18 protein-coding genes and 3 rRNA genes are annotated in these 23,261 nt (G+C 66.8%); 5 read left to right on the top strand and 16 right to left on the bottom strand.

From position 1 onward, the window contains the following. Window positions 1-10 precede the first annotated feature (10 nt). Genes CRYAR_RS48370 through CRYAR_RS00345 form a run of 3 tightly spaced genes read right to left on the bottom strand, consistent with a single transcriptional unit; the run spans window position 11 to window position 3,095 of the window. Entirely contained in the window at window positions 11-823 is an 813-nt protein-coding gene (locus tag CRYAR_RS48370) for an HAD-IIB family hydrolase (RefSeq protein ID WP_035847455.1), read from the bottom strand. Continuing rightward, entirely contained in the window at window positions 820-2,076 is a 1,257-nt protein-coding gene (gene serS / locus CRYAR_RS00350) for a serine--tRNA ligase (protein WP_035847450.1), read from the bottom strand. The genes CRYAR_RS48370 and serS overlap by 4 nt, the downstream gene beginning before the upstream one ends. Beyond that, window positions 2,073-3,095: a GNAT family N-acetyltransferase gene (locus CRYAR_RS00345; protein ID WP_157017170.1), complete on the bottom strand. Its 1,023-nt coding sequence runs from the start codon at window positions 3,093-3,095 to the stop codon at window positions 2,073-2,075. Before CRYAR_RS00345 ends, serS begins: the two co-directional genes overlap by 4 nt. A 177-nt stretch (window positions 3,096-3,272) precedes the next feature. On the opposite strand from CRYAR_RS00345, the gene CRYAR_RS00340 reads away from it, so the two are divergent. The 4 genes from CRYAR_RS00340 (at window position 3,273) to CRYAR_RS00325 (ending at window position 6,493) form a co-directional block, all read left to right on the top strand. Further along, on the top strand, window positions 3,273-4,652 hold the full coding sequence (locus CRYAR_RS00340) for a GuaB1 family IMP dehydrogenase-related protein (protein WP_051569527.1): 1,380 nt from the start codon (window positions 3,273-3,275) through the stop codon (window positions 4,650-4,652). Beyond that, window positions 4,649-5,329 carry a DNA alkylation repair protein gene (locus CRYAR_RS00335; RefSeq protein WP_245620358.1) on the top strand — a complete coding sequence of 227 codons (681 nt, stop codon included), beginning with the start codon at window positions 4,649-4,651 and terminating at the stop codon, window positions 5,327-5,329. The genes CRYAR_RS00340 and CRYAR_RS00335 overlap by 4 nt, the downstream gene beginning before the upstream one ends. Window positions 5,330-5,347: 18 nt before the next feature. Further along, complete coding sequence (locus tag CRYAR_RS00330; protein ID WP_035859795.1) at window positions 5,348-5,683, top strand: metallopeptidase family protein; 336 nt, start codon at window positions 5,348-5,350, stop codon at window positions 5,681-5,683. Between the two features lie 78 nt (window positions 5,684-5,761). Next, the gene (locus CRYAR_RS00325; protein WP_035847445.1) at window positions 5,762-6,493 is read left to right on the top strand and encodes an AIM24 family protein; all 732 of its coding nucleotides are present in this window, start codon (window positions 5,762-5,764) and stop codon (window positions 6,491-6,493) included. A gap of 45 nt (window positions 6,494-6,538) precedes the next feature. Here CRYAR_RS00325 and CRYAR_RS00320 read toward each other — a convergent pair whose 3' ends face one another. From CRYAR_RS00320 to CRYAR_RS00295, 6 genes are all read right to left on the bottom strand, one after another. Further along, a complete protein-coding gene (locus CRYAR_RS00320; protein ID WP_084699819.1) occupies window positions 6,539-7,288 on the bottom strand; it encodes an IucA/IucC family C-terminal-domain containing protein in 750 nt (249 codons plus the stop codon). A 161-nt stretch (window positions 7,289-7,449) separates the two neighbouring features. After that, window positions 7,450-8,382 carry a prephenate dehydratase gene (gene pheA, locus CRYAR_RS00315; protein ID WP_035847441.1) on the bottom strand — a complete coding sequence of 311 codons (933 nt, stop codon included), beginning with the start codon at window positions 8,380-8,382 and terminating at the stop codon, window positions 7,450-7,452. Between the two features lie 22 nt (window positions 8,383-8,404). Next, window positions 8,405-8,866 (bottom strand): hypothetical protein, encoded by a 462-nt coding sequence (locus CRYAR_RS00310; protein WP_035847435.1) that lies wholly within the window; start codon window positions 8,864-8,866, stop codon window positions 8,405-8,407. A gap of 442 nt (window positions 8,867-9,308) precedes the next feature. Continuing rightward, window positions 9,309-9,425 (bottom strand): 5S ribosomal RNA (gene rrf / locus CRYAR_RS00305). Between the two features lie 92 nt (window positions 9,426-9,517). After that, a 23S ribosomal RNA gene (locus CRYAR_RS00300) occupies window positions 9,518-12,637 on the bottom strand. Window positions 12,638-13,036: 399 nt separating this feature from the next. Beyond that, window positions 13,037-14,551 (bottom strand): 16S ribosomal RNA (locus tag CRYAR_RS00295). Together the 16S, 23S and 5S rRNA genes form the textbook arrangement of a ribosomal RNA operon. 656 nt (window positions 14,552-15,207) lie before the next feature. Between CRYAR_RS00295 and CRYAR_RS00290 the strand changes: the two genes are divergently transcribed. Then, window positions 15,208-16,455, top strand: a complete 1,248-nt coding sequence (locus tag CRYAR_RS00290; protein ID WP_211247198.1) for an arginine deiminase — start codon at window positions 15,208-15,210, stop codon at window positions 16,453-16,455. On the opposite strand, the gene CRYAR_RS00285 is transcribed toward CRYAR_RS00290, so the two are convergent. The 7 genes from CRYAR_RS00285 to CRYAR_RS00255 all read right to left on the bottom strand — a co-directional run bounded on the left by CRYAR_RS00285 (window position 16,442) and on the right by CRYAR_RS00255 (window position 23,148). Then, on the bottom strand, window positions 16,442-17,293 hold the full coding sequence (locus CRYAR_RS00285; RefSeq protein WP_035847431.1) for a DUF5926 family protein: 852 nt from the start codon (window positions 17,291-17,293) through the stop codon (window positions 16,442-16,444). The two genes, CRYAR_RS00290 and CRYAR_RS00285, sit on opposite strands and share 14 nt — an antisense overlap. 36 nt (window positions 17,294-17,329) lie before the next feature. Continuing rightward, window positions 17,330-18,802, bottom strand: a complete 1,473-nt coding sequence (locus CRYAR_RS00280; protein ID WP_063725635.1) for a sensor histidine kinase — start codon at window positions 18,800-18,802, stop codon at window positions 17,330-17,332. 15 nt (window positions 18,803-18,817) lie between these two features. Beyond that, complete coding sequence (locus CRYAR_RS00275) at window positions 18,818-19,654, bottom strand: glycerophosphodiester phosphodiesterase family protein (protein WP_051569525.1); 837 nt, start codon at window positions 19,652-19,654, stop codon at window positions 18,818-18,820. 73 nt (window positions 19,655-19,727) lie between these two features. Beyond that, the gene (locus CRYAR_RS00270; RefSeq protein ID WP_035847424.1) at window positions 19,728-20,075 is read right to left on the bottom strand and encodes a rhodanese-like domain-containing protein; all 348 of its coding nucleotides are present in this window, start codon (window positions 20,073-20,075) and stop codon (window positions 19,728-19,730) included. A 19-nt stretch (window positions 20,076-20,094) separates the two neighbouring features. Further along, window positions 20,095-20,340: a hypothetical protein gene (locus CRYAR_RS00265; protein ID WP_035847422.1), complete on the bottom strand. Its 246-nt coding sequence runs from the start codon at window positions 20,338-20,340 to the stop codon at window positions 20,095-20,097. A 592-nt stretch (window positions 20,341-20,932) separates the two neighbouring features. Beyond that, on the bottom strand, window positions 20,933-22,039 hold the full coding sequence (locus CRYAR_RS00260; RefSeq protein WP_169744972.1) for an LCP family protein: 1,107 nt from the start codon (window positions 22,037-22,039) through the stop codon (window positions 20,933-20,935). 137 nt (window positions 22,040-22,176) lie between these two features. Then, window positions 22,177-23,148 (bottom strand): NAD-dependent epimerase/dehydratase family protein, encoded by a 972-nt coding sequence (locus CRYAR_RS00255; RefSeq protein ID WP_035847420.1) that lies wholly within the window; start codon window positions 23,146-23,148, stop codon window positions 22,177-22,179. Between the last annotated feature and the right edge of the window lie 113 nt (window positions 23,149-23,261).

The raw sequence follows: 23,261 nt of genomic DNA, 5'->3' as shown, positions 1-23,261 counted from the left end.
ACACCGACGCTTAGGGAAACCACCGGCCGAGTGCGGTGGCGCACCCGTCCAGGTCGACCGGGTCGGTGATCTCGTCGGCCACGTCCTTGACGACGTCCATCGCCTGACCCATGGCCACCGCCCAGCCGGCCCATTTGAACAGCTCGATGTCGTTGGTGCCGTCGCCGATCGCCAGCACGTCCGACGGGTCGACGCCGAGGTCGGCACAGACCATCGCGGTGCCGGTGGCCTTCGAGACCCCCGCCGCCTGGACGTCGAGCCATGCGCTGAAGCCCAGGTCCCAGCTGTACTGCGCCGGGTCGAGCACCTCCCGCGCGACGGCAGCCATCTGAGCGACGTCCCAGCCGGGCCGCACGCAGACGAGGCGGACCACCGGCTCGGACACCAGCGTGGCCAGGTCGACGACCTCCTGGGTGCCGACCGTGAACTCCCGGTGGAAACCGTCGGTGGTGAGGAAGCCCTTCGCGTCCCGCTCGGCCGCGAAAACGGCGTCCGGGATGCGTTCGGCCAGCGCGGCGGCGGCCGCGGACGCGTCGACGGTCACCCGGTGAGTGGTCTCGCCGGTTTCGGCGTCGTAGACCACCGCGCCGTTGGTGCAGACGAGCTCGACGCCGTGGATGCCGAGCGCCACCGCCGTGTCGAGGGCGTCGAGCACGGCACGGCCGGTCGCGACGACGACCGGAACCCCGGCGTCGATCACCCGACCGACCGCCGCGGCCACCGCGAGGCTCGGCTGGGTGCGGGCCGGGCCGTAGTTCACGACCGTGCCGTCCAGATCGAGCGCGACGAGCTTGGGACGCCAACCAGGATCGAGTTGTTTCACGGTGCGAGCACGTCCCGCCCACCCAGGAACGGACGCAGCGCCGCCGGCACCTTCACCGAGCCGTCGGCCTGCTGGTGGTTCTCCAGGATCGAGACGATCCACCGCGTGGTGGCCAGCGTGCCGTTCAGCGTCGCGACCGGCTCGGGACGCCCCGAAGCGCCCCGGTGACGGATGTTGAGCCGACGCGACTGGAAGTCGGTGCAGTTCGACGTCGACGTGAGCTCGAGGTACCGGTTCTGGCTGGGCAGCCACGCCTCGCAGTCGAACTTCCGCGCGGCCGACGAACCGAGGTCACCGGCGGCGACGTCGATCACGCGGTAGGGGATCTCCACCTTGGCCAACATCTCCTCCTCCCACGCGAGCAGGCGCAGATGTTCGTCGTGCGCCTGGTCGAGCGTGGTGTACGAGAACATCTCGACCTTGTCGAACTGGTGGACGCGGATGATCCCGCGGGTGTCCTTCCCGTACGAACCGGCTTCCCGGCGGTAACAGGTCGACCAGCCCGCGTAGCGCTTCGCCCCGTTCGACAGGTCGATGATCTCGTCCGAGTGGTAGCCGGCCAGGGCCACCTCGCTGGTGCCGACCAGGTACAGGTCGTCGGCCTCCAGACGGTAGATCTCGTCGGCGTGCGCACCGAGGAAGCCGGTGCCGCCCATGATCTCGGGTTTGACGAGCGTCGGCGTGATCATCGGCGTGAAGCCGTACTCGACGGCCTGCGCGACCGCCATGTTGAGCAGCGCGAGCTCGAGCAGCGCGCCGACCCCGGTGAGGAAGAAGAAGCGCGAGCCGCCGACCTTGCTGCCCCGCTCCATGTCGATGGCGCCGAGCTTCTCGCCGATCGCGAGGTGGTCGAGCGGGTTCTCCAGCTGCGGGATCGCACCGACCTCGCGGATGACGACGTAGTCGTCCTCGCCGCCGGCCGGCGCACCGTCCTCGACGACGTTCGGTACCGCGAGGTGGGCCTCGCGCAGCACGGCGTCGGCCTCGGCCTGCTCTGCTTCGGCCGCCTTGACCGTGGCCGCGAGTTCGCGGGCCGCCGTGACCAGCGCCGGGCGCTCGTCCTTCGACGCGGCCTTGACCTTGTTCGAGACCGCCTTCTGCTCACCACGCAGCGCGTCGGCTTTGGCCACCGCGGCCCGGCGCCGCTCGTCGGCGGCGAGCAGCTCGTCCACCAGGGACTCGGACTCCCCGCGAGCACGCTGGCTGGCGCGAACGGCGTCCGGATTGTCCCTCAGGAAGCGAAGATCGATCACTGGCCCAGACTACTAGCGACGCCCTCGTCGATTTTTGCCGCCAGATCCACGGTGACGGTGAGGGTGCCGTCCTCCCAGTGCCGGTGGGTCGGGAGGCCCAGTCCGGCCAGCAAGCGCAGCATCGGGACGTTGTCCGGACGGACCATCGCGTGGATCCGGTCGCACTCCGCGTCCACGGCGGCGGCGAGCAGTCGCCGGGTGACGGCGGTGCCGAGGCCGCGCGACTGCCAGGCGTCCTCGACGAGCAGGCCCAGTTCGGCGGGCGTGGCGTCGGCGGCGCCGCACCACATCAGGTTGCCCATCGCGACGATCGCGCCGTCCACTTCGCCGACCAGCGCGACCCCGAGCCGCGGGTTCACCAGCCGGGCCAGCTGCCGGCGCGGGATACGCGTCAGGCCGGAGTGGTAGCGGCGGAACCGCGTCTCGTCCGAGCAGCGGTCGTGCATCGCCGCGATCTCGTCGACGTCGGCCGCGGACGCCCGCCGCCAGGTGACGGCCCCTTCCGGGGCGGCCGCCAACACCGTCGCCAGGTCGGCGAGCGCGTGCGCCCGTGCGGCCTCCGACGGAGTCAGTCGGGAATCCATCCGGACGACGCGGAGCGAACCACCGCGCGGATCGCGCAGCTGCAGCTCACCTTCGTCGGGGACCGGCACTCCGGCCGGGGACCACTCGACCGCGCCGCCGTCCAGCAGCTCGGACAGCGCCAGCGGCAGGCTCTCCGGATCACGCACGAGCCGGGCCGCCAGTTGCAGCGCCCGGGTCGGTGGGTCGGCCAGACCGTGCACGTCGGCCGGGCGCACCACGGCTCGGCGCCCGCCGCCGGCCGCCACCGCGGCGGCCAGATCTTCCGCGGTGAGCGAGGCCGGGGCGTCCGCCACGAAGTCGTCGACCGCGCCCGCGACCACCGGGTGCACCTGGACCGACAGGATGTTCACCGACAGCTCGCCGAGGCTGCCGGCGAGAGCGGCGAGCCGGCCGGGCTCGTCATCGACAACGGTGCGGATCTGCCAGAGCGTCATGCGCCAATCGTGCGTGCCGAGCATTTCGGGATCGTTCCAGAAGGGTGACCCGACCCCGTGCGTTGGATCACAGGTCCTCCGGGAGCGACCCGCGTACCATGGAATAACGTGCAGTTTCTTCAGGCCTCCGGCGGGCCGACCACGCCGACAGCTGACCTGACCTACAACGACGTCTTCATGGTGCCTGCGCGCTCCGACGTCAAATCCCGCCTCGACGTCGACCTCGCCACCGTCGACGGGGTCGGAACGACGATTCCGCTGGTCGTGGCCAACATGACCGCGATCGCCGGGCGCCGGATGGCCGAGACCACGGCACGGCGCGGCGGGCTGACGATCATTCCGCAGGACATCCCGCTCGACGTCGTCACGAGCGTGATCGAGTGGGTCAAGCAGCGTCACGTCGTGTACGAGACCCCGGTGACGCTCACCCGGCACGACACGGTCGGGGACGCGCTGGCGCTCATCCACAAACGTGCCCACGAGGCCGCGGTCGTGCTCGACGGGAACCGGCCGGTCGGGGTCGTGACCCCCGCCGACTGCGCGGGCGTCGACCGGTTCACCCAGGTCGAGGAGGTGATGAGCAGCGAGCTGCTGACGATCACCGAGGGCACCCCGATGGACAAGGCCTACGGGACGCTGCACGACTCCCGGCGCCGGCTCGCACCGGTCGTCGACGCCGACGGTGCCCTGCTCGGCGTCCTGACCCGCACCGGTTCGCTGCGCAGCACCCTCTACACCCCGGCGCTCGACGCCAACGGCAAGCTGCGTATCGGCACCGCGATCGGCATCAACGGCGACGTCGCCGGCAAGGCCGAAGCCCTCCTCGACGCCGGCACCGACGTCCTGGTCGTCGACACCGCCCATGGCCACCAGGAGCGGATGATCGCCGCGATCCGCGCCGTCCGCTCGGTCGACCCGCACGTGCCGGTCGTGGCCGGCAACGTCGTCACCCGGGAAGGCGTCCGCGACCTCGTCGACGCCGGGGCCGACATCGTCAAGGTCGGCGTCGGCCCGGGCGCGATGTGCACGACCCGGATGATGACCGGGGTCGGGCGGCCGCAATTCAGCGCGGTGCTGGAGTGCTCGTCCGAGGCCAGGGCGCTCGGCAGGCACGTCTGGGCCGACGGCGGCGTGCGCCACCCGCGCGACATCGCGCTCGCGCTGGCCGCAGGCGCCGCGAACGTCATGGTGGGCTCCTGGCTCGCCGGAACCTACGAGAGCGCCGCCGACCTCCAGCAGGACGGCGACGGTCGGCTCTACAAGGTGTCGTTCGGAATGGCGTCCTCGCGGGCCGTCCGCCACCGCACCCGCTCGGAGTCCGCGTTCGACCGGGCCCGCAAGGCGTTGTTCGAGGAGGGCATCAGCTCCGGGAAGATGTACATCGACCGCGAGCGTCCGGGCGTGGAGGACGTGATCGACCAGATCGTCGCCGGGTTGCGGTCGGCGTGCACCTACGCAGGCGCCGGCTCGCTGGAGGAGCTGCACGAGAAGGCTGTCGTCGGCATCCAGTCCAGCGCCGGGTACGACGAGGGCCGACCGCTGCGTACGAGCTGGTGAACGACCTGGTAGCCGCGGTCAGGGCCGCGCTGGCCGCGGCCGCCGACCCGGACCGGGCGCCGGGCATGCAGGCCTACATGAAGTCGACGATGCCCTACCTGGGCGTCGCGAAGCCGGTGCGGGCCGAGGCGCTCAAGCCCGTGTTCGTCGAGCACCCGCTGGCCGACCGCGCGAGCTGGGAGAAGGCGGTCCGCACGCTCTGGCACGAGGCCACGTATCGCGAGGAGCGCTACGCCGCGATCGACCTGACCGGCCACCGCGCCTATCGCCAGTTCCAGGACGCCACGACCCTGGACCTCTACCGCGAGCTCGTCGTCGGCGGCGCCTGGTGGGACTACGTCGACGAGATCGCCAGCCGCCGCGTCGGCCCGATCCTGCGCACCGACCGCGCGGGTGTGACACCGGTGATCCGCACGTGGAGCACCGACCCGGACCCGTGGCTTCGGCGCACTTCGATCATCTGCCAGCTGAGCTTCAAGCAGGACACCGACCTCGAGCTGCTCACCGACGCCATCGCGGCGAACGCCGCCGACCAGGACTTCTTCCTGCGCAAGGCGATCGGCTGGGCGCTGCGGCAGTACGCCTGGTGCGACCCCGAGTGGGTGCGTGCGTACGTGAGCGCCCACGAGAGCGAGCTCTCGCCCCTCTCGCGCCGAGAAGCGCGGAAAAATCTCTAGGCTGGTCACGTGGTCGAGATGAGCCGCGAACGTTTCGAAGAGCTCGTCGGTGACGCGCTGGACGCGATCCCCGAGGAACTGCTCAAGCGGATGAGCAACGTGGTCGTGCTGGTCGAGGACGACGCCCCGGAGCGAGGTCTGCTCGGGCTCTACGAGGGTCACGCGCTGACGGATCGTGGTTGGGATTACGCCGGCGTGCTCCCCGACCGGATCACGATTTTCCGTAACCCCACGCTCGCTATCTGTTCCACCGAGCAGGACGTCGTCGAGGAAGTGGCAATCACCGTCGTCCACGAAATTGCCCACCATTTCGGCATTCCGGATGAGCGGCTCCACGAATTGGGCTGGGGCTGACCAATTGCCGACCGGGTGACGCACGTCGTTGGCCTGCGGGTCCTACCCTGATGTCACTGTCATGCGGAGGGAAATCTCATGCGCTCTGAACTGTTCGCCGCCTCGAACATGGAGCAGGAGTCGGCGCAGCCGGGCCTGCGCCTCCAGAATTCCAAGCTCCTCAAGGTGGAGCTCCGCGGCGAGATCTTCGCCCGAGTCGGCTCGATGGTCGCGTACCAGGGGAACGTGCAGTTCCAGGCCCAGGGCTCCGGTGGCCTCGGCAAGTTCCTGAAGCAGAAGCTCACCGGTGAGGGTGTGCCGCTGATGAAGGCCGTCGGCCAGGGCGACGTCTTCCTCGCCGACAACGCCTCGGACATCTACCTGATCGACCTCGAAGGCCCGCACGACGGTCTGACGATCAACGGTGCGAACGTGCTCGCGTTCGAGCCGACCCTGCAGTGGGACATCAAGATGGTCCAGGGCGCCGGCATGTTCTCGGCGCAGGGGGCCTTCAACACCGTCTTCTCCGGTCAGGGCCGGATCGCGGTGACGTGCAAGGGCACGCCGGTGGTCCTCAAGGTCGACCAGCCGACCTACGCCGACCCGCAGGCCGCCGTGTGCTGGTCGGCGTCGCTGCAGACCGGCTACCACCGCGCCGACCAGCTCGGCCTCGGCACGCTGATCGGCCGCACCACCGGTGAGGCGTTCACGATGAGCTTCGCCGGCCAGGGCTTCGTCGTCGTCCAGCCGTCCGAGCAGCCCGCGGGCCTCGGTGCCGGCGGTGGCGGTCAGCAGCAGCAGCAGGGCGGCCTCGGCAGCCTCTTCAGCTGAGTAGTTGCTCGCCGGCCCCCAGCACGGGGCCGGCGAGCTCGTCGGTCAGCCGCAGCTGGTGCAGCGGCGCCAGGAGACCTGGTCCTCGGCCGCGACCGCGTCGCGCCCGGCGTCGTCGAGCAGGCAGCAGGTCAGACAGGGCTGGCCGTAGGCCGGCAACGTGTACGCGTAACAGCAGGTCCGTCGCAGCAGCAGCGGACGCCACCCCTGGCCCTCGTCCAGCTCGGCGATCTCGACGAGCTGGGCGACCCCGTCGGGAAGGATCGACAGCAGCCGCTGAACGGTCGCGGCGCGGTCCGGCAGGAACGTGGGATCGGCGGTCGCCGCCGGGTACCCGATCGACTGGGCCACGGTGCCCCAGAGCGGCCTCGGTCCACCGCCGCGCAAGGCCCGGAACGCTTCGACCGCCGGTTCCAGGTGGTTGTCGACGAGCGTGCGACGCAGAACCTCGAGCAACTCGTCTTCGGTGGCCACCACCGCGACGCCGGGCTGACCGGCCATCGGGTCGTCCGGCAGCACCGTGTGGTGCAACGCGACGAACTCCAGCTGCGGTTCGTCCGCCGCCTCCGTACGGATCCGGACGCGTGACATCGAGACGTCGACGACGCGCCGCTCGGTGACCCAGCGGCCCACCGCCGCTTCGATCAGCGCCCAGGTGTACGCCTTGAACGCGAGAGCCGAGGCCACCGGGAATCGGACACTGCCGTGGTACTCGCCGTAGCGAGTGATCCAGTCACGGAGCGCGCGCGGGTCGGACAGAACCCCCGCGTCGACACACCCTCTGGACGTTGTCATGCGGTTAGGTTAGCCTAACCACACCAGAGAGGGAACTGCTGGGGTACGAGGGGAGCCGTGCCTAGTCTGTCACCTTTGGTACGCCCGGCCGGGCGACTCAGCCCCGCCCGGCCGGGCGTGTTCTCTTTGTTTCCGCAGTTAGCGGCGCGGAAACCCGCGGGTCAGGCCTCGCCGGCGCGTACCCGCGCGAGCCAGCCCGCCGCGTCGGAGTCGGCGTCGGAGGGCTCGGCCCGCCCGTCGCCCTCGTGATCGGCGCCGGCCCGCGGATACGAACCGAGGAAGCGGACGTCCGCGCATACCCGCCGTAGCCCCATCAGCGCCTCACCGACCCTGGCGTCCTCGATGTGCCCGTCGCAGTCGAGGAAGAAGCAGTACCGTCCGATCCGCTCCTTGGTCGGACGCGACTCGATCCGGGTGAGGTTGATGCCGCGGACCGCGAACTCGGTGAGCACCTCCAACAGCGCCCCGGTGCGGTCGTGCGCGATGAACGCGACGAGCGACGTAACGTCGGCACCGGTGGGCGCGGGCGGCCGCATGGGGCGCGTCACGAGGATGAAGCGGGTGACCGCAGCCGCGTTGTCCCCGACGTCGACCGCGAGCTCTTCGAGCTGGTTGCGCTGGCCGGCGACCGGAGCGCACACCGCCGCGTCCCAGTCACCCCGGACGACACCTTCGGCGGCGTCAGACGTTGACGGTGCGGTGATCAGCTCCGCCTGCGGTACGTGCCGCCGCAGCCACCCCTGGCACTGAGCCAGCCCGTGGGGGTGCGACGCGACCGTCTTCACCGTCGTGAGGTCAGCACCAGCCGACGCGTAGAGGTTGAAGGTGACCGGCAGGAGCACCTCCCGCTTGATCATCAGCCGCTCACCGCCGGCCAGCCCGTCGAGCGTGGGAGGCACCGCGCCCTCCACTGAGTTCTCCAGCGGAACGAGCGCGGCGTCCGCACGGGCGTCCCGGACGGCCTGCAGGGCCTCCGGGACCGTCACCATCGGGAGCAGCTCGGCCCCGGCTGTCTCGGGCACCGTCCGCAGTGCCTGCTCGGTGAACGTGCCGGCCGGCCCCAGGTAGGCATATCGGGTGAGCTCCACTGACATGCCCGGAGCCTAACCGGCTGGGTCAGACGCGATGAAAGAACGTCAGGGAGCCCAGGACCGCCCCACCGACGCGAATCGGCGTGGAGATCGCGTCGAGCGTCCAGGTGGTCGACCCGGAGCGCAGCCTCATGAGTCCACGGGCAAGGGCACCGGTGGACAGCGCGAGGAGCGGCGGGATGCGCTCCACCTCATCGGGGCGCAGCCGGATGCGAGAGGCGCTGAAGTCGATCAGCTCGACGATGTCCTCGAGCAGCCCGCGGCCGACCAGCGCGCCCTCGTGCGAAGGCAGCCCGAGCGCACCGTGGCAGCTCGACGACGCGGCCAGGACCACGCCGTCCCCGTCGAGAAGCAGGCAGGGCTCCTCCGCCTCACTGACGGAGTGCAGCCAATTCTCCAAAGGCCTGATGCCATCCACGAGCCGTAACGTCGGAACGACGTCCGAGGCGACCTCGGCGGTGGCAACGGACATGTCGATGTGGGCCATGTGGGCGTGTGCCCTCCCTCCCAACGATCGCCATCTAGAGGCAGAAGTACCCCGAACTACGGATTCGTAGTCGCAGCGCTCCGAACACCTACTACCAGAGTAGACGCCATTACACGATGCGTAAGGGATAGTGACAAAGAGTCGCGTCACTCCGGACGGATGTCCCGTGGGCTGGGATCCGGACGCCACACGGGGCACAGTGGTCACAGAGGAAGTCAGCGGTAAAGGATTTTGTCCCACGAGCGACCTTCTTGATCGATTGCGGAATCCGCAGGATTCGCCCGCCGGCGCCAGTGATTCTTTGAACCGAGTTCAAGGGTGGGGTGCTGATCGGCACTGGAGCCGATCACTAACTCCTTCGAACGGATGACCGCTGCGGTTTCCGTACCCGGACATGCAGAAGGGCCGCTGCCCTAAGGCAGCGGCCCTTCTGTCAAGAAAAGTCCGGCGGCGTCCTACTCTCCCACACCATCACCAGTGCAGTACCATCGGCGCTGAGGAGCTTAGCTTCCGGGTTCGGAATGGGACCGGGCGTTTCCTCCTCGCTATAACCACCGGAACCTGATCAGACCTACTGAACAGAAACCAATGCTGTTCGTGGTCTGGGAACCACACAGTGGATGCGACTACTTACTTTCAACGTCATACTTTGTGGGCAAGCCCTCGGCCTATTAGTACCGGTCAGCTCCACCTGTTACCAGGCTTCCACATCCGGCCTATCAACCCGATCGTCTACTCGGGGGCCTTAACCACTCAAGGTGGTGGGAGACCTCATCTCGAAGCAGGCTTCCCGCTTAGATGCTTTCAGCGGTTATCCCTTCCGAACGTAGCCAACCAGCCATGCTCCTGGCGGAACAACTGGCACACCAGAGGTTCGTCCGTCCCGGTCCTCTCGTACTAGGGACAGCCCTTCTCAAATCTCCAACGCGCACGGCGGATAGGGACCGAACTGTCTCACGACGTTCTAAACCCAGCTCGCGTACCGCTTTAATGGGCGAACAGCCCAACCCTTGGGACCTACTCCAGCCCCAGGATGCGACGAGCCGACATCGAGGTGCCAAACCATCCCGTCGATATGGACTCTTGGGGAAGATCAGCCTGTTATCCCCGGGGTACCTTTTATCCGTTGAGCGACACCGCTTCCACCAGCCAGTGCCGGATCACTAGTCCCAGCTTTCGCTCCTGCTCGACCTGTCAGTCTCACAGTCAAGCTCCCTTGTGCACTTGCACTCAACACCTGATTGCCAACCAGGCTGAGGGAACCTTTGGGCGCCTCCGTTACATTTTAGGAGGCAACCGCCCCAGTTAAACTACCCACCAGGCACTGTCCCCGACCCCGATCAGGGGCCCGGGTTAGACATCCAATACGACCAGAGTGGTATTTCAACGATGACTCCACGAACACTGGCGTGCCCGCTTCACAGTCTCCCACCTATCCTACACAAGCCGAATCGAACACCAATACCAAGCTATAGTAAAGGTCCCGGGGTCTTTCCGTCCTGCCGCGCGTAACGAGCATCTTTACTCGTAGTGCAATTTCGCCGAGCCTGTGGTTGAGACAGTAGGAAAGTCGTTACGCCATTCGTGCAGGTCGGAACTTACCCGACAAGGAATTTCGCTACCTTAGGATGGTTATAGTTACCACCGCCGTTTACTGGCGCTTAAGTTCTCAGCTTCGCCCTTACGGACTAACCGGTCCCCTTAACGTTCCAGCACCGGGCAGGCGTCAGTCCGTATACATCGTCTTACGACTTCGCACGGACCTGTGTTTTTAGTAAACAGTCGCTTTCCCCTGGTCTCTGCGGCCATACAACGCTCCCCCAGCAAGTGGGATCACGTCTCCGGCCCCCCTTCTCCCGAAGTTACGGGGGTATTTTGCCGAGTTCCTTAACCACAGTTCGCTCGATCGCCTTGGTATTCTCTACCTGACCACCTGTGTCGGTTTAGGGTACGGGCCGCTCGGATCTCGCTAGAGGCTTTTCTCGGCAGCATAGGATCACTCACTTCGCCACAACGGCTCCCCATCAGGTCTCAGACTATATGAAGCACGGATTTACCAATGCCTCGTCCTACACCCTTAGCCCGGCACCACCATTCACCGGGATGAGCTACCTTCCTGCGTCACCCCATCGCTTGACTACTACCACCCGGGATCCCAGCCTCCCCAGCTCCTTCCCGAAGGAATCGGCCGGCTTGGGTGGTTAGCACAAAGTAGGTTCATCATGGGCGATCCTTCGCGGGTACGGGAATATCAACCCGTTGTCCATCGACTACGCCTGTCGGCCTCGCCTTAGGTCCCGACTCACCCTGGGCGGATTAGCCTGGCCCAGGAACCCTTGGTCATTCGGCGGACGGGTTTCTCACCCGTCATTCGCTACTCATGCCTGCATTCTCACTCGCACGACGTCCACCACTCGATCACTCGGCAGCTTCCTCCGTCGTACGACGCTCCCCTACCCATCAACACATCCAATAAGAGTCCCGCAGGAATTCAAACCAGACTATACGTGTCAATGCCTCAGCTTCGGCGGTGTACTTGAGCCCCGCTACATTGTCGGCGCGGAATCACTTGACCAGTGAGCTATTACGCACTCTTTAAAGGGTGGCTGCTTCTAAGCCAACCTCCTGGTTGTCTCTGCGACTCCACATCCTTTCCCACTTAGCACACGCTTAGGGGCCTTAGCTGGAGATCTGGGCTGTTTCCCTCTCGACTACGAAGCTTATCCCCCGCAGTCTCACTGCCACGCTCTCACTTACCGGCATTCGGAGTTTGGCTGACTTCAGTAAGCTTGTGGGCCCCCTAGGCCATCCAGTGCTCTACCTCCGGCAAGAAACACGCAACGCTGCACCTAAATGCATTTCGGGGAGAACCAGCTATCACGGAGTTTGATTGGCCTTTCACCCCTATCCACAGGTCATCCCCCAGGTTTTCAACCCTGGTGGGTTCGGGCCTCCACGCCGTCTTACCGGCGCTTCACCCTGCCCATGGATAGATCACTCCGCTTCGGGTCTAGAGCACGCGACTCACACGCCCTATTCGGACTCGCTTTCGCTACGGCTACCCCACACGGGTTAACCTCGCCACGTACCACTAACTCGCAGGCTCATTCTTCAAAAGGCACGCCGTCACATCTCCGAAGATCTGCTCCGACGGCTTGTAGGCACACGGTTTCAGGTACTATTTCACTCCCCTCCCGGGGTACTTTTCACCTTTCCCTCACGGTACTAGTGCACTATCGGTCACCAGGGAGTATTTAGGCTTAGCGGGTGGTCCCGCCAGATTCACACGAGATTTCACGGGCCCCGTGCTACTTGGGAACAACTAAAGGAAGATCACAGGTTTTCGTCTACGGGAGTCTCACCCTCTACGCCGGTCCTTCCCAGAACCTTCGACTAACCACATGATTTTCTTACTTCCCCATCAGCCGGCAGACTGACGAATAGCCGTCCCACGACCCCAACGACGCAACCCCTGCCGGGTATCACACGTCACTGGTTTAGCCTCATCCGCTTTCGCTCGCCACTACTCACGGAATCACTCTTGTTTTCTCTTCCTGTGGGTACTGAGATGTTTCACTTCCCCACGTTCCCTCCACACACCCTATGTGTTCAGGTGCGGGTGACAGCACATAACTGCTGCCGGGTTTCCCCATTCGGACACCCTCGAATCACAGCTCGGTTGACAGCTCCTCGAGGACTATCGCGGTCTCCCACGTCCTTCATCGGCTCCTGGTGCCAAGGCATCCACCGTGCGCCCTTAACAACTTGACCACAAAGATAAGATGCTCGCATCCACTGTGCAGTTCTCAAACAACGACCAGCACCCACCCCGCGCTCACCACCAGCCCAAACACCCAAAACCCAGTGTCCGTCGATGTGGTGTGGAATGGTCCGGCTGAAATCCCACAACGCCGCTCAGCAAAGAGCACCCTGCGTGTGTTATTTCAGGACCCAACAGTGTGTTCTACAAGCCATCGATCTAGCCGGCCCCGTTCCTGCACCCAAAGATGCTGTACTAAACGACCCTCTACATCCATGCACTCGAACTAGTTAGTGATCCACCCGAGCAACCGCACCAGAACTCGTTCACGCCAATCAGCGCTCATCCTGTCTGGTCAACGGCATCTGACACCCACCGGGCAATCCCGGATGAGTGTAAGTGCTCCTTAGAAAGGAGGTGATCCAGCCGCACCTTCCGGTACGGCTACCTTGTTACGACTTCGTCCCAATCGCCAGTCCCACCTTCGACCGCTCCCTCTCCGAAGAGTTGGGCCACGGGCTTCGGGTGTTACCGACTTTCGTGACGTGACGGGCGGTGTGTACAAGGCCCGGGAACGTATTCACCGCAGCGTTGCTGATCTGCGATTACTAGCGACTCCGACTTCACGGGGTCGAGTTGCAGACCCCGATCCGAACTGAGACCGGCTTTTTGGGATTCGCTCGACCTTACGGTTTCGCAGCCCTCTGTACCGGCCATTGTAGCATGCGTGCAGCCCAAGACATAAGGGGCATGATGATTTGACGTCATCCCCACCTTCCTCCGAGTTGACCCCGGCAGTCTCCCATGAGTCCCCACCCGAAGTGCTGGCAACATGGAACGAGGGTTGCGCTCGTTGCGGGACTTAACCCAACATCTCACGACACGAGCTGACGACAACCATGCACCACCTGTACACCGCCCCGAAGGACCCCGTATCTCTACGAGTTTTCGGTGTATGTCAAGCCTTGGTAAGGTTCTTCGCGTTGCATCGAATTAAGCCGCATGCTCCGCCGCTTGTGCGGGCCCCCGTCAATTCCTTTGAGTTTTAGCCTTGCGGCCGTACTCCCCAGGCGGGGCGCTTAATGCGTTAGCTGCGGCACGGAACCCGTGGATAGGGTCCCACACCTAGCGCCCAACGTTTACGGCGTGGACTACCAGGGTATCTAATCCTGTTCGCTCCCCACGCTTTCGCTCCTCAGCGTCAGTTACGGCCCAGAGACCCGCCTTCGCCACCGGTGTTCCTCCTGATATCTGCGCATTTCACCGCTACACCAGGAATTCCAGTCTCCCCTACCGCACTCAAGCCAGCCCGTATCGACTGCAGGCCCGGAGTTGAGCCCCGGGTTTTCACAGTCGACGTGACAAGCCGCCTACGAGCTCTTTACGCCCAATAATTCCGGACAACGCTTGCACCCTACGTATTACCGCGGCTGCTGGCACGTAGTTGGCCGGTGCTTCTTCTGCAGGTACCGTCACTTGCGCTTCGTCCCTGCTGAAAGAGGTTTACAACCCGAAGGCCGTCATCCCTCACGCGGCGTCGCTGCGTCAGGCTTTCGCCCATTGCGCAATATTCCCCACTGCTGCCTCCCGTAGGAGTCTGGGCCGTGTCTCAGTCCCAGTGTGGCCGGTCGCCCTCTCAGGCCGGCTACCCGTCACTGCCTTGGTAGGCCATTACCCCACCAACAAGCTGATAGGCCGCGGGCTCATCCCTCGCCGAAAAACTTTCCACCACCGAAGATGCCTAAAGTGGTCGTATCCGGTATTAGCCCCGGTTTCCCGGAGTTATCCCAGAGCGAGGGGCAGATTGCCCACGTGTTACTCACCCGTTCGCCGCTCGAGTACCCCGAAGGGCCTTTCCGCTCGACTTGCATGTGTTAAGCACGCCGCCAGCGTTCGTCCTGAGCCAGGATCAAACTCTCCATCAAGGTTTTTCATCAGCACCAGCCGGCGAAGGCAACGGTGCCAATACCCTTAGAGAATCCATTTACCTAGCAGAACCAACATCACCCCAACGTTGGCAGGGGCTAGTCAGTCCAACCAAAGGAACCTTGAACCCACCAAAAATGGTGAGCCGAGGTCAAACACTTGGCACTAACTTTCAAACACACTGTTGAGTTCTCAAACAACACACGCGCACCGGATCCGCCCGCTAGGGCTTCACTCGGGGCTACTACTTGTGGTTGGCTGCATCTAGTCGGATTCGCGGTCCGCTGGACTTTCGTCCGCGCCGCTCCGCCCGCAGCAACCCTTCTAACTTACCTCGGTCGGTCTCGCTTCGTCAACCCGGACCCTCGAAGAAGTTTCCGTGTCGGTTCGGCAACCGCCCGGCGGCCCGGCTACCTGCATACGCTGGTTTCCGTTCCGCGTCGCTGCGGTGAATCTTTCGACCCGCTCGCGGCGACAGGCAGAACTTTAGGCAGAGCCCATCCGCATCTGCAAATCGACTGGTCAGAGGCGCGCCGACCGTCGAAACGGGCCGGTCGGCCGCGGAGCACCCCCGCCACATCGGCCACATCCACCTCGTCAGAGCGCCTCGCCGTCCCACGTGATGGAACGGGTAGCTGCTGGGTAACCTTCCGGCGTGTCAGACCACGAGCTACTTCGCACCGACCGGCCACGGCCCTACGTCGACAGTGAGGTGGGCCGGCTCCGAACGGTCATGCTCCACCGACCAGGCCCGGAGCTCCGACGACTCACCCCGCGCAACAACGGATCGTTGCTGTTCGACGGCATCCCCTGGGTGGCCAGGGCCCAGGAGGAGCACGACGCGTTCGCCGAGGCACTTCGCGCGCACGACGTCGAGGTGCTCTACGTCGATCAGCTGCTCGCCGAAGCGCTCACCGACCCCGGAGCGCGCAAGGAGATCTCCGAGTCACTGCTCGGTGACCGCCGCTGGGGCGACACGCTCCGGCGCCGGGTAGCCGAGCACCTCCAGGAACTCGACGCCGAGAGCCTCGCCGCGACCGTGATCTCCGGCCTCGCCCACGAGGAACTCCGCAACGGCACCGGGCTCACCTACCAGCTCATGAACGAGTACGACTTCGTCGTCGAACCGCTGCCCAACACGCTCTTCACCCGTGACTCGAGCGTCTGGATCGGCGGCGCCTCCGCGGTGACGAGCATGGCCATGCCGGCTCGGCTCCGCGAGAGCACGATCACCGGCACGATCTACCGCTGGCATCCGCGCTTCGCCGGCTCGCCGTCCCTGTACGGCCGCGACCTCGAACCGCTCGAAGGTGGCGACGTCCTGCTGTTGGCGCCGGGGGTGGTGGCCGTCGGGGTCGGCGAGCGCACCACGCCCGCCGGAGCCGAGCGTCTCGCGAACCGGCTGTTCGCCGACGGCCGGGCCAGCACGACCCACACCGTGCTCGCGGTTCCGATCGCTCAGCAGCGCGCGACCATGCACCTCGACACCGTCTGCACGATGGTGGACCTGGACGCCGTCGTCGCGTACCCGGCCGTCGCCGACACGCTCATGGCGTACAGGCTGACGGCGGGCACCGACGGCGAACCCGCGGTGAGCGGCCCGGTGCCGTTCCTGGCCGCGGCGGCGGAAGCGATGGGGCTGGAACGGCTGCGGGTGATCCCGACCGGCCTCGACCCGGTCACCGCCGAGCGCGAACAGTGGGACGACGGCAACAACACGCTGTGCATCGCTCCCCGGTTGGCGGTGGCCTACGAGCGGAACGTCGAGACCAACGCGCAACTGGAGGACGCGGGCATCGAGGTGATCCGCATCCCGGGCAGCGAGCTCGGATCGGGTCGCGGTGGGCCCAGGTGCATGTCCTGTCCGATCGTCCGCGACCCGCTCCGAACTAGCGAAGGGTGAGCTGCCGCCCGCGCAGGCCATCCCGTGCGCGGCGCTCGGCCGCGCTCAGCGGATCGGTGACCGACACCGCGTCGGCGTAGCGCTTGGCCAGATCGGCCAGCGGCTGCTCGTACTCGGCGGGCTCCGGGTCGTGCGGCAGGTCCCAGACGGGGGCCAGCAGACCGTGCGCCCGGAACGCCCCGACGTAACGCCCGGTGGAGCCGAGCGCCAGGTCACCGGCGGCCTGGAGCCGGGCGAGCGCGTCGAGTGCGGTGTCTTCGGCCTCGGGCAGCACCCAACGCAGGTGGGCCTTCTCCGTCACCTGGCACCAGTACGCGGCCGGCGCGGTGGTGACCGGAACCGTCGGGAGGATCGAGGAGTTCGCCTGCTCGAGGCTCGAGGCGACTTCCGGGTCGTCCGGCCGGGGCTCGTCGAGCCAGTAGTCGAACGTCTCGTGCACGGTGACGTCGAGCTGCCCGTCGTCGGCCAGGAGGTCCTGGAGACGGGGACCGGGCTCGGGAAGACCGGCCACACCGACGTAGTTGCCGGGTTCCGCGCGCAGCGCGTCTTCGAGCACGGCCGCGAGGTCGCGGCTCAGGTCACCCGAGCGAGCCGGCATCTGCACCGACAGGAAGATCCGGCCGTCGGGCTTGACCAGGGCCGGGAGTGCCATCGGCAGCACCGTGGTCAGCACGACCGGTCGATCCGGGTGGTCGGCGAGTTTCAGTGGCGCGGTGGCCGCCGGAACCAGCTCTCGGAGCGCGACCCACTCCGCCTCGGTGGCCAAGCCCTCGAACGGACGTCCGACGAAGACTTCCCTGACCCTCTTCTCGCGCCTTTCGCGTCCCCGCTTACCCACAACCGCTCCTCACTGCTGACTTCGGTCCGCAGGAGCCTACGACGCGGGTCCGACAGTCTGATGCCCCGCACGGCGGAACCGCACTTCGACCACGGAGCCGCCGTCGTCGCGCGGGCGCAGCGAGACCCAGCCGCCCTGCCGGTCGAGCAGCCGGCGGATGATGTAAAGCCCCAGCCCGACGCCGCCGAAGCGCCGCTGGTCACCGCGGTCCACCTGCCAGAACCGTGTGAACACCGACTCGGTCTGCTCGGCCGGGACGCCGATCCCCCGGTCGGCGACCCGGAACCAGACCGAGGCCCCGTCGGCGCCGGCGGTGATCTCGACGTCACCTCCGCCGGGCGAGTACTTGTACGCGTTCGTCAGCAGCTCGGTGACGATCGTCGGGATCGTGTCCGCTTCACCGACGGCGGTCGGTAGCGTCGCCGGGATCCGCACGTGGAGCCGATGGCCGTCCTCGCTCTCCGGCGCGGACTCGAGTACCACCGCCAGCGCGGCGCGGAGGTCGAACGGTTGCGGGGTGCCGCCGGCCCGGTCGCCGCTGAGCAGCCGGTCGACGAGTTCCGCGAGTTGCCTGCTCCGCGCTCCGATGACTTCGGCGGCACCGCGGCGTCCGGCGTCGTCGAGTTGGTCCCATCGGTTCACCAACGTGTCGGCGTACCCGCGGACGATCGTGAGCGGTGTCCGCAGCTCGTGGCTCGCGGTCGCGAGGAAGAGGTTCTGCGCTTCTTCCTGTCTCCGGGCCTCGCTGACGTCGTAGAACGTGACGACGCGCCGGGCGGCGTCGAGCGCGGCGCAGCGGGCCTCGATCCACCGGTCGTTGGGCAGCCGGTGCTGACGGACCTCGCCGGGCGCCGGGATCGGGAACGGCAGGCACTCGTTGAGCATCTCCCGGGAGGAACGGCCGGTGACCTCCTCGGCGGCCGGGTTCCACGCTTGAACGAGCCCGCTGACGTCCACCACCGCGAGGCCTTCCGGCACGGCGGCCGCGACCGTCCCGATCGGCTCGGGCAGCCGATCGGGACGCATGGCCGCGAGTGCGCCGATGCCGGCGGCGAGGCACTCGAGGACGGCTCGTTCGGTCTCCAACTGTCCGCCGCGCGGCGATTCGAGCCCGACCGCGAGAGCGCCCAGCGGTCCGAACCGGCGGACCACCCGGGTCATCAGGATCCAGTCGCAGTGATGTTCGCGCAGGTCTTCCCGGATGAGCGGGGTCGCGTCGCCGGGGCCGAACTCGATCGTCCGGTGCGGGCCGCCGAACAAGCGGGAGAACGACGAGCCGGACAGCGGTAACCGCAGCCCCGACATCCAGCTGACGCTCTCGCCGGCCGCGACGACACGCAGCGCGCCGGGCTCGTTCAGCAGGAACGCGGCGCCGACTCCGCCGACCAGCTCCACGAGCGCGTCCAGCACGCGTCGAAGCGCCGGCAGCTCGACCGGCCGCCCGGAGACGTCGTCGAGGATCCGGGTGATGGACCGGAACGCTTCCGCGGCGTCCAACGATGGCTGCACGGCTCCATCGTGCCTCTAGCGCTCCAGGTAGCTCAGCAGGTCCGACGGACGGTTCGTGGCGATCATGTCGGCGCCGAGCTCCGCGACGAACTTGATGTCGTCGGGCTCGTCGACGGTCCACACGTACAGCTGGTTGCCCGCTTCGTGGATGCGCTCGGCGAAGCGGGGCTTGGAGCGCAGCACATGCAGGCCCGGCCCGGCGATCGTCGCACCGAAGGGCAGTGTGCCTTCGCGGTAGAGCCGGGGAAGACCGTCGAACAGCATCACCGCAGGGAGCGTGGGCGCGAGCTCGCGCAGCCGGCGCACCGCCATCGGTGAGAACGACATGACGACGACGGTCGAGTCGGCGGCGTCCGGGGAGCGGTGCTGCGGCACCAGCCCGAACCGGCGCAGGCTGGCCACGACGCGCTGCTCGACCAGGCCGCCCCAGCGGGTGGGGTGCTTGGTCTCGACGTAGAGCTGCACCGGCCGGCCGGAGTCGACGAACAACTCGAGCAGCCGGTCGAACGTCAGCACCCGGCGTTCGGCGTCGCGGACCTTGTCGTCTAGATACGGCCGGTCGGTGGTGACCAGCGCGTCGGCCGACTCCGGCAGGTCGACTTTCCACCCGCCGAAGTCGAGCGAATCCAGGTCCCGCAACGACCGGTCGCTGACCGCACCGCGTCCGTTGGACGTCCGCTCGAGCCGGCGGTCGTGGACGCAGACCAGGTGACCGTCCCGCGTCAGCCGGACATCACACTCCAGGCCGTCCGCACCTTCGACGAGCGCCTTTTCGTAGGCCGCCAAAGTGTGCTCGGCGAGTTGGGCTGAAGAGCCTCGATGGGCCACGACGAGTGGGCCGTCGGATCGCACGGCCGAAAAGATAGCGGAGCCCCGGGACCGGTGTCGGGTGCGCCCGGGAACACTGAGTCACACTTTGGTGAACTTAAAGTACGCGCGGCGGCAATCCCGTGTCGGCGACGACGGCCCGTCCGGACCGCTCCCACGACAGCATCCCGCCGTCGAGGTTCGCGACGTTCTCCCAGCCCTGCGCGGCCAGGTACGCGGCTACCTGAGCCGAACGCCCACCCACCCGGCAGACCACGACCACCTCGCCGACGGTCGGCACTTCGGCCAGCCGCTGCGGAATCTCGTACATCGGGATGTGATGGGCGTGCGGCGCGTGGCCGGCGTCCCACTCGTCCTGCTCACGGACATCGAGCAGGTAGATGTCATCTCCGAGCGAGTCGGGCGTGACATCGGGAACGTCTGCGGGAATCGACGGCTGCACCATGGGCTGAATTCTGTCAGCTTCAGCGCTGGATGAGCTCGCTGGTGCCCGCAGTCGTGGGGTCGGCCTTCTGGTTGACCGCGTAGGCGGCGCCCAGCCCACCGAAGCCGACGAGGATCAGCACCGCGCCGAGCACCACGCAGATCTTCGTCCACGTGGGGAGCGACCGCGGCGACGCGTCCTCCGGCTCCTGCAGCGGGGCCCGCATCGGCGGTGGCGCCAGACGCATGTTCATCTGCACCTGGGGAACCGGGCGGCGCTGCTGCACGGGCGGGCCACTGACGGGGCCACGCGGCTGCTGCACCGGTGGGCCGCTGACCGGGCCGCGCTGCGGAGGGATACGCGGGCTCGGAACCGAGACCGCGACCGCGACCCGCGGTGGCGGAGCCTGGTCGGGTGATCGCCGTTGCGCCGGAATCACGGCCGTGGCCGCACCGGGTGCGGACGGCGCCGACTGGGCCGGCAGAAAACCGGTATCGGCGGATGGCGGCTTGATCCTTGGGATCTTGCCGGTCTTGCGCCCACCCGCGGCCCGACGGAACTTCGGGTCTTCGGGTTTGACGAAGAGAACTCCGGTCGGCGTATCGCCGTTCGCGTGCCTACCCACGGTGGCCTCTGTGCGTCCTCTCAAGCGACGGTCAGGAGACTGCCAGGACGCCAGTACTGTAACGACTCAGCACTACCCTCGGGTAGTTTTCGCCCAGACAGTCGGCGATTAGCGGGGCAGCGCGATGCGAACGACCGAATTGTCGATGCGTTCGGATGATTAGTTGAACCAACTCTCGCTGCCGTACGTCTAGGCCCGTAACAGCGAGCAACGGCCCGTCGACGACTTGTCGACGGGCCGTCGTGGTGAACGCTCAGCGACCCTTTGTCGCGTTGTTGGCCGGGTTCGCGGCGAGCCAGTCGGCCACCGTGTCCTTCTCCACCGCGCCCCAGAGCCCGATCGCCTTCTCCTTGTCCGAGACCACGACGCTCTGGCCGTCGATGGTCTGCGAGCCCTTGTGCGGCGAGGTGATGAACGAGATGTCACCCGGGCGCAGGCCGCGGAACTCCAACGCCATGTCCTTGAGCGAGAAGTCGTTGTCGACGGTCAGCGACTTGGTCGAGGCGTCCAGGAAGCTCTTCAGCTTCACCGGGTTGCTCAGCGTGCCCGAGTCGGTGGCCTTCTGCATCAGCGCCCGCAGGAAGATCTGCTGACGCTGGACGCGGTCGAAGTCGCCGTTGGGCAGGCCGTAGCGCTGGCGGACGTAGTCGAGGGCCGCGTCGCCGTCGAGGTGGTTCACGCCGGCTTTGAACGTCCGCTTGCTTCGCGGGTCGGTGACGGTCTTGTTGACCGTGACGTCGACGCCGCCGAGCGCGTTCGTCATGTCCTTGAAGCCGTTGAAGTCGATCTTCACGACGTGGTCGATCTTGACGCCGGTGAAGTTCTCGACGGTCTTCACGGTGAGCGGGATTCCACCCCAGGAGAACGCCGCGTTGATCTTGGCGCGAGCGCCGCCGTGCCCGTCCAGCTCGGGAACCGACACGTAGGTGTCCCGGGGGATCGAGATGACGTACGCCTTCTTGTGGTCTGCCGGGATGTGCAGAACCATGATCGCGTCGCTGCGCTCGTTCTTGCCCGCGGCGCCGGTCTTCGGTGAGCCCTTCGGGTCGTAGTCGGCGCCGTCGCGGGAGTCCGAGCCGAGGAACAGGATGTTCTGCGCTCCCGCGACCGACTTGCCCGGCCGGTCGTCGAGGCCGGAGAACGCGTCGGTGCGGTGCAGCTTCTCGTCCAGGTTGGTGACGTAGGCGTAGCCGCATCCGGCCACGACGAGGACGATCACGGCGGCCAGACCACCGATCAGGAGGGCTATGCGGCCCCAGCGCGGTTTCGCCTTGCGGGGGGCGGGGTTCGCTCCGGGAGCGCCGTAAACGGTTCCTCGGGTGACGCGTGGTTTCGACGCGGGGGGTTCGGTGCGCGCCACGGGGGTTGCTCCTCGCTTTGGGGGTCGTCTTTCGCTGTGTCGCCGGTTCCGGGCGAAATCAAGCGTATAGACGGCCGTCGAGGAGAACTGTTGTCGTGCTGACGTACCACTGCGCCCCTACCGGGCATTTTCCCTGTTCAGAGTGCTGACGTCGGGGAGCCGACAGTCGCGAACCACTCGATCGTGCGAGCCAAGCCGTCGGCCGGGCTCACCGCGGGAGCGAAGTCGAGCAGCTGGCGGGCCCGGGTGAGATCCGGGCGACGCAGCTCCGGGTCGTCGGTGGGCCGCGGGAGGTAGCTGATCGTGGACCGCGATCCGGTCAGCTCGACGATCGTCTCGGCCAGCTCGCGCATCGTGAGCTCGTGTTCGCTGCCGAGGTTGACCGGCCCCGGCTCGGCCGAGTCGAGCATCGCGAGGATGCCGTCAACCAGGTCGGAGACGTAGCAGATCGACCGCGTCTGACCACCGGTGCCGTGCACGGTGATCGGTGCTCCGGCCAGCGCCTGGGAGACGAACGTCGGGATGGCCCGCCCGTCGTCCGGCCGCATCCGCGGCCCGTACGTGTTGAAGATCCGGACGATTCCGGTGTCCACGTCGTGGATGCGGCGGTAGCCGGCCGCCGCGGCCTCGGCGAACCGCTTGGCCTCGTCGTAGACCGAACGCGGGCCGATCGGGTTGACGTTGCCCCGGTAGGTCTCCGGCTGCGGGTGCACCTCGGGGTCGCCGTAGGCCTCGGACGTCGAGGCGAGCACGAGCCGGGCGCCCTGTTCCCGGGCGAGCTCCAGACAGTGGAACGTGCCGGCCGAGTTGACCTTCATGACCTCGAACGCGAGCTTCTCGAAGTCGGTCGGGGACGCCGGTGAGGCGAAGTGCAGCACCGCGTCGAAGCGGCCGGTGACCGGGAGTCCCTCGATCACGTCGGCCTCGACGAGCGTGAATCGGGGCTCGTCGACCAGATGCGCGATGTTCTCGCGGCTACCGGTCAGGAAGTTGTCGACGACGACGACTTCGGCTCCGCGCGCCAGCAGCGCGTCGCTGAGATGGGAACCGACGAACCCGGCGCCGCCCGTCAACAAGATTCGGTCGCCGGTTCCGTACCGCTGTGCCATCTGCGTGCGACCGCCCCGGGTGTGTCGGCTGTGGTTGGGTCAGAGTACCCAGCCCTCGATCAAACCAACGCAGCCCGGGTGCCCGGAGGCGTGACGCCCGGACCGCACGACGT

The sequence above is a fragment of the Cryptosporangium arvum DSM 44712 genome (genome assembly GCF_000585375.1).
GTDB lineage: Bacteria > Actinomycetota > Actinomycetes > Mycobacteriales > Cryptosporangiaceae > Cryptosporangium > Cryptosporangium arvum.
Note: the sequence above shows the minus strand (reverse complement) of the source record. Positions and strands in the feature narration are given on the sequence as shown.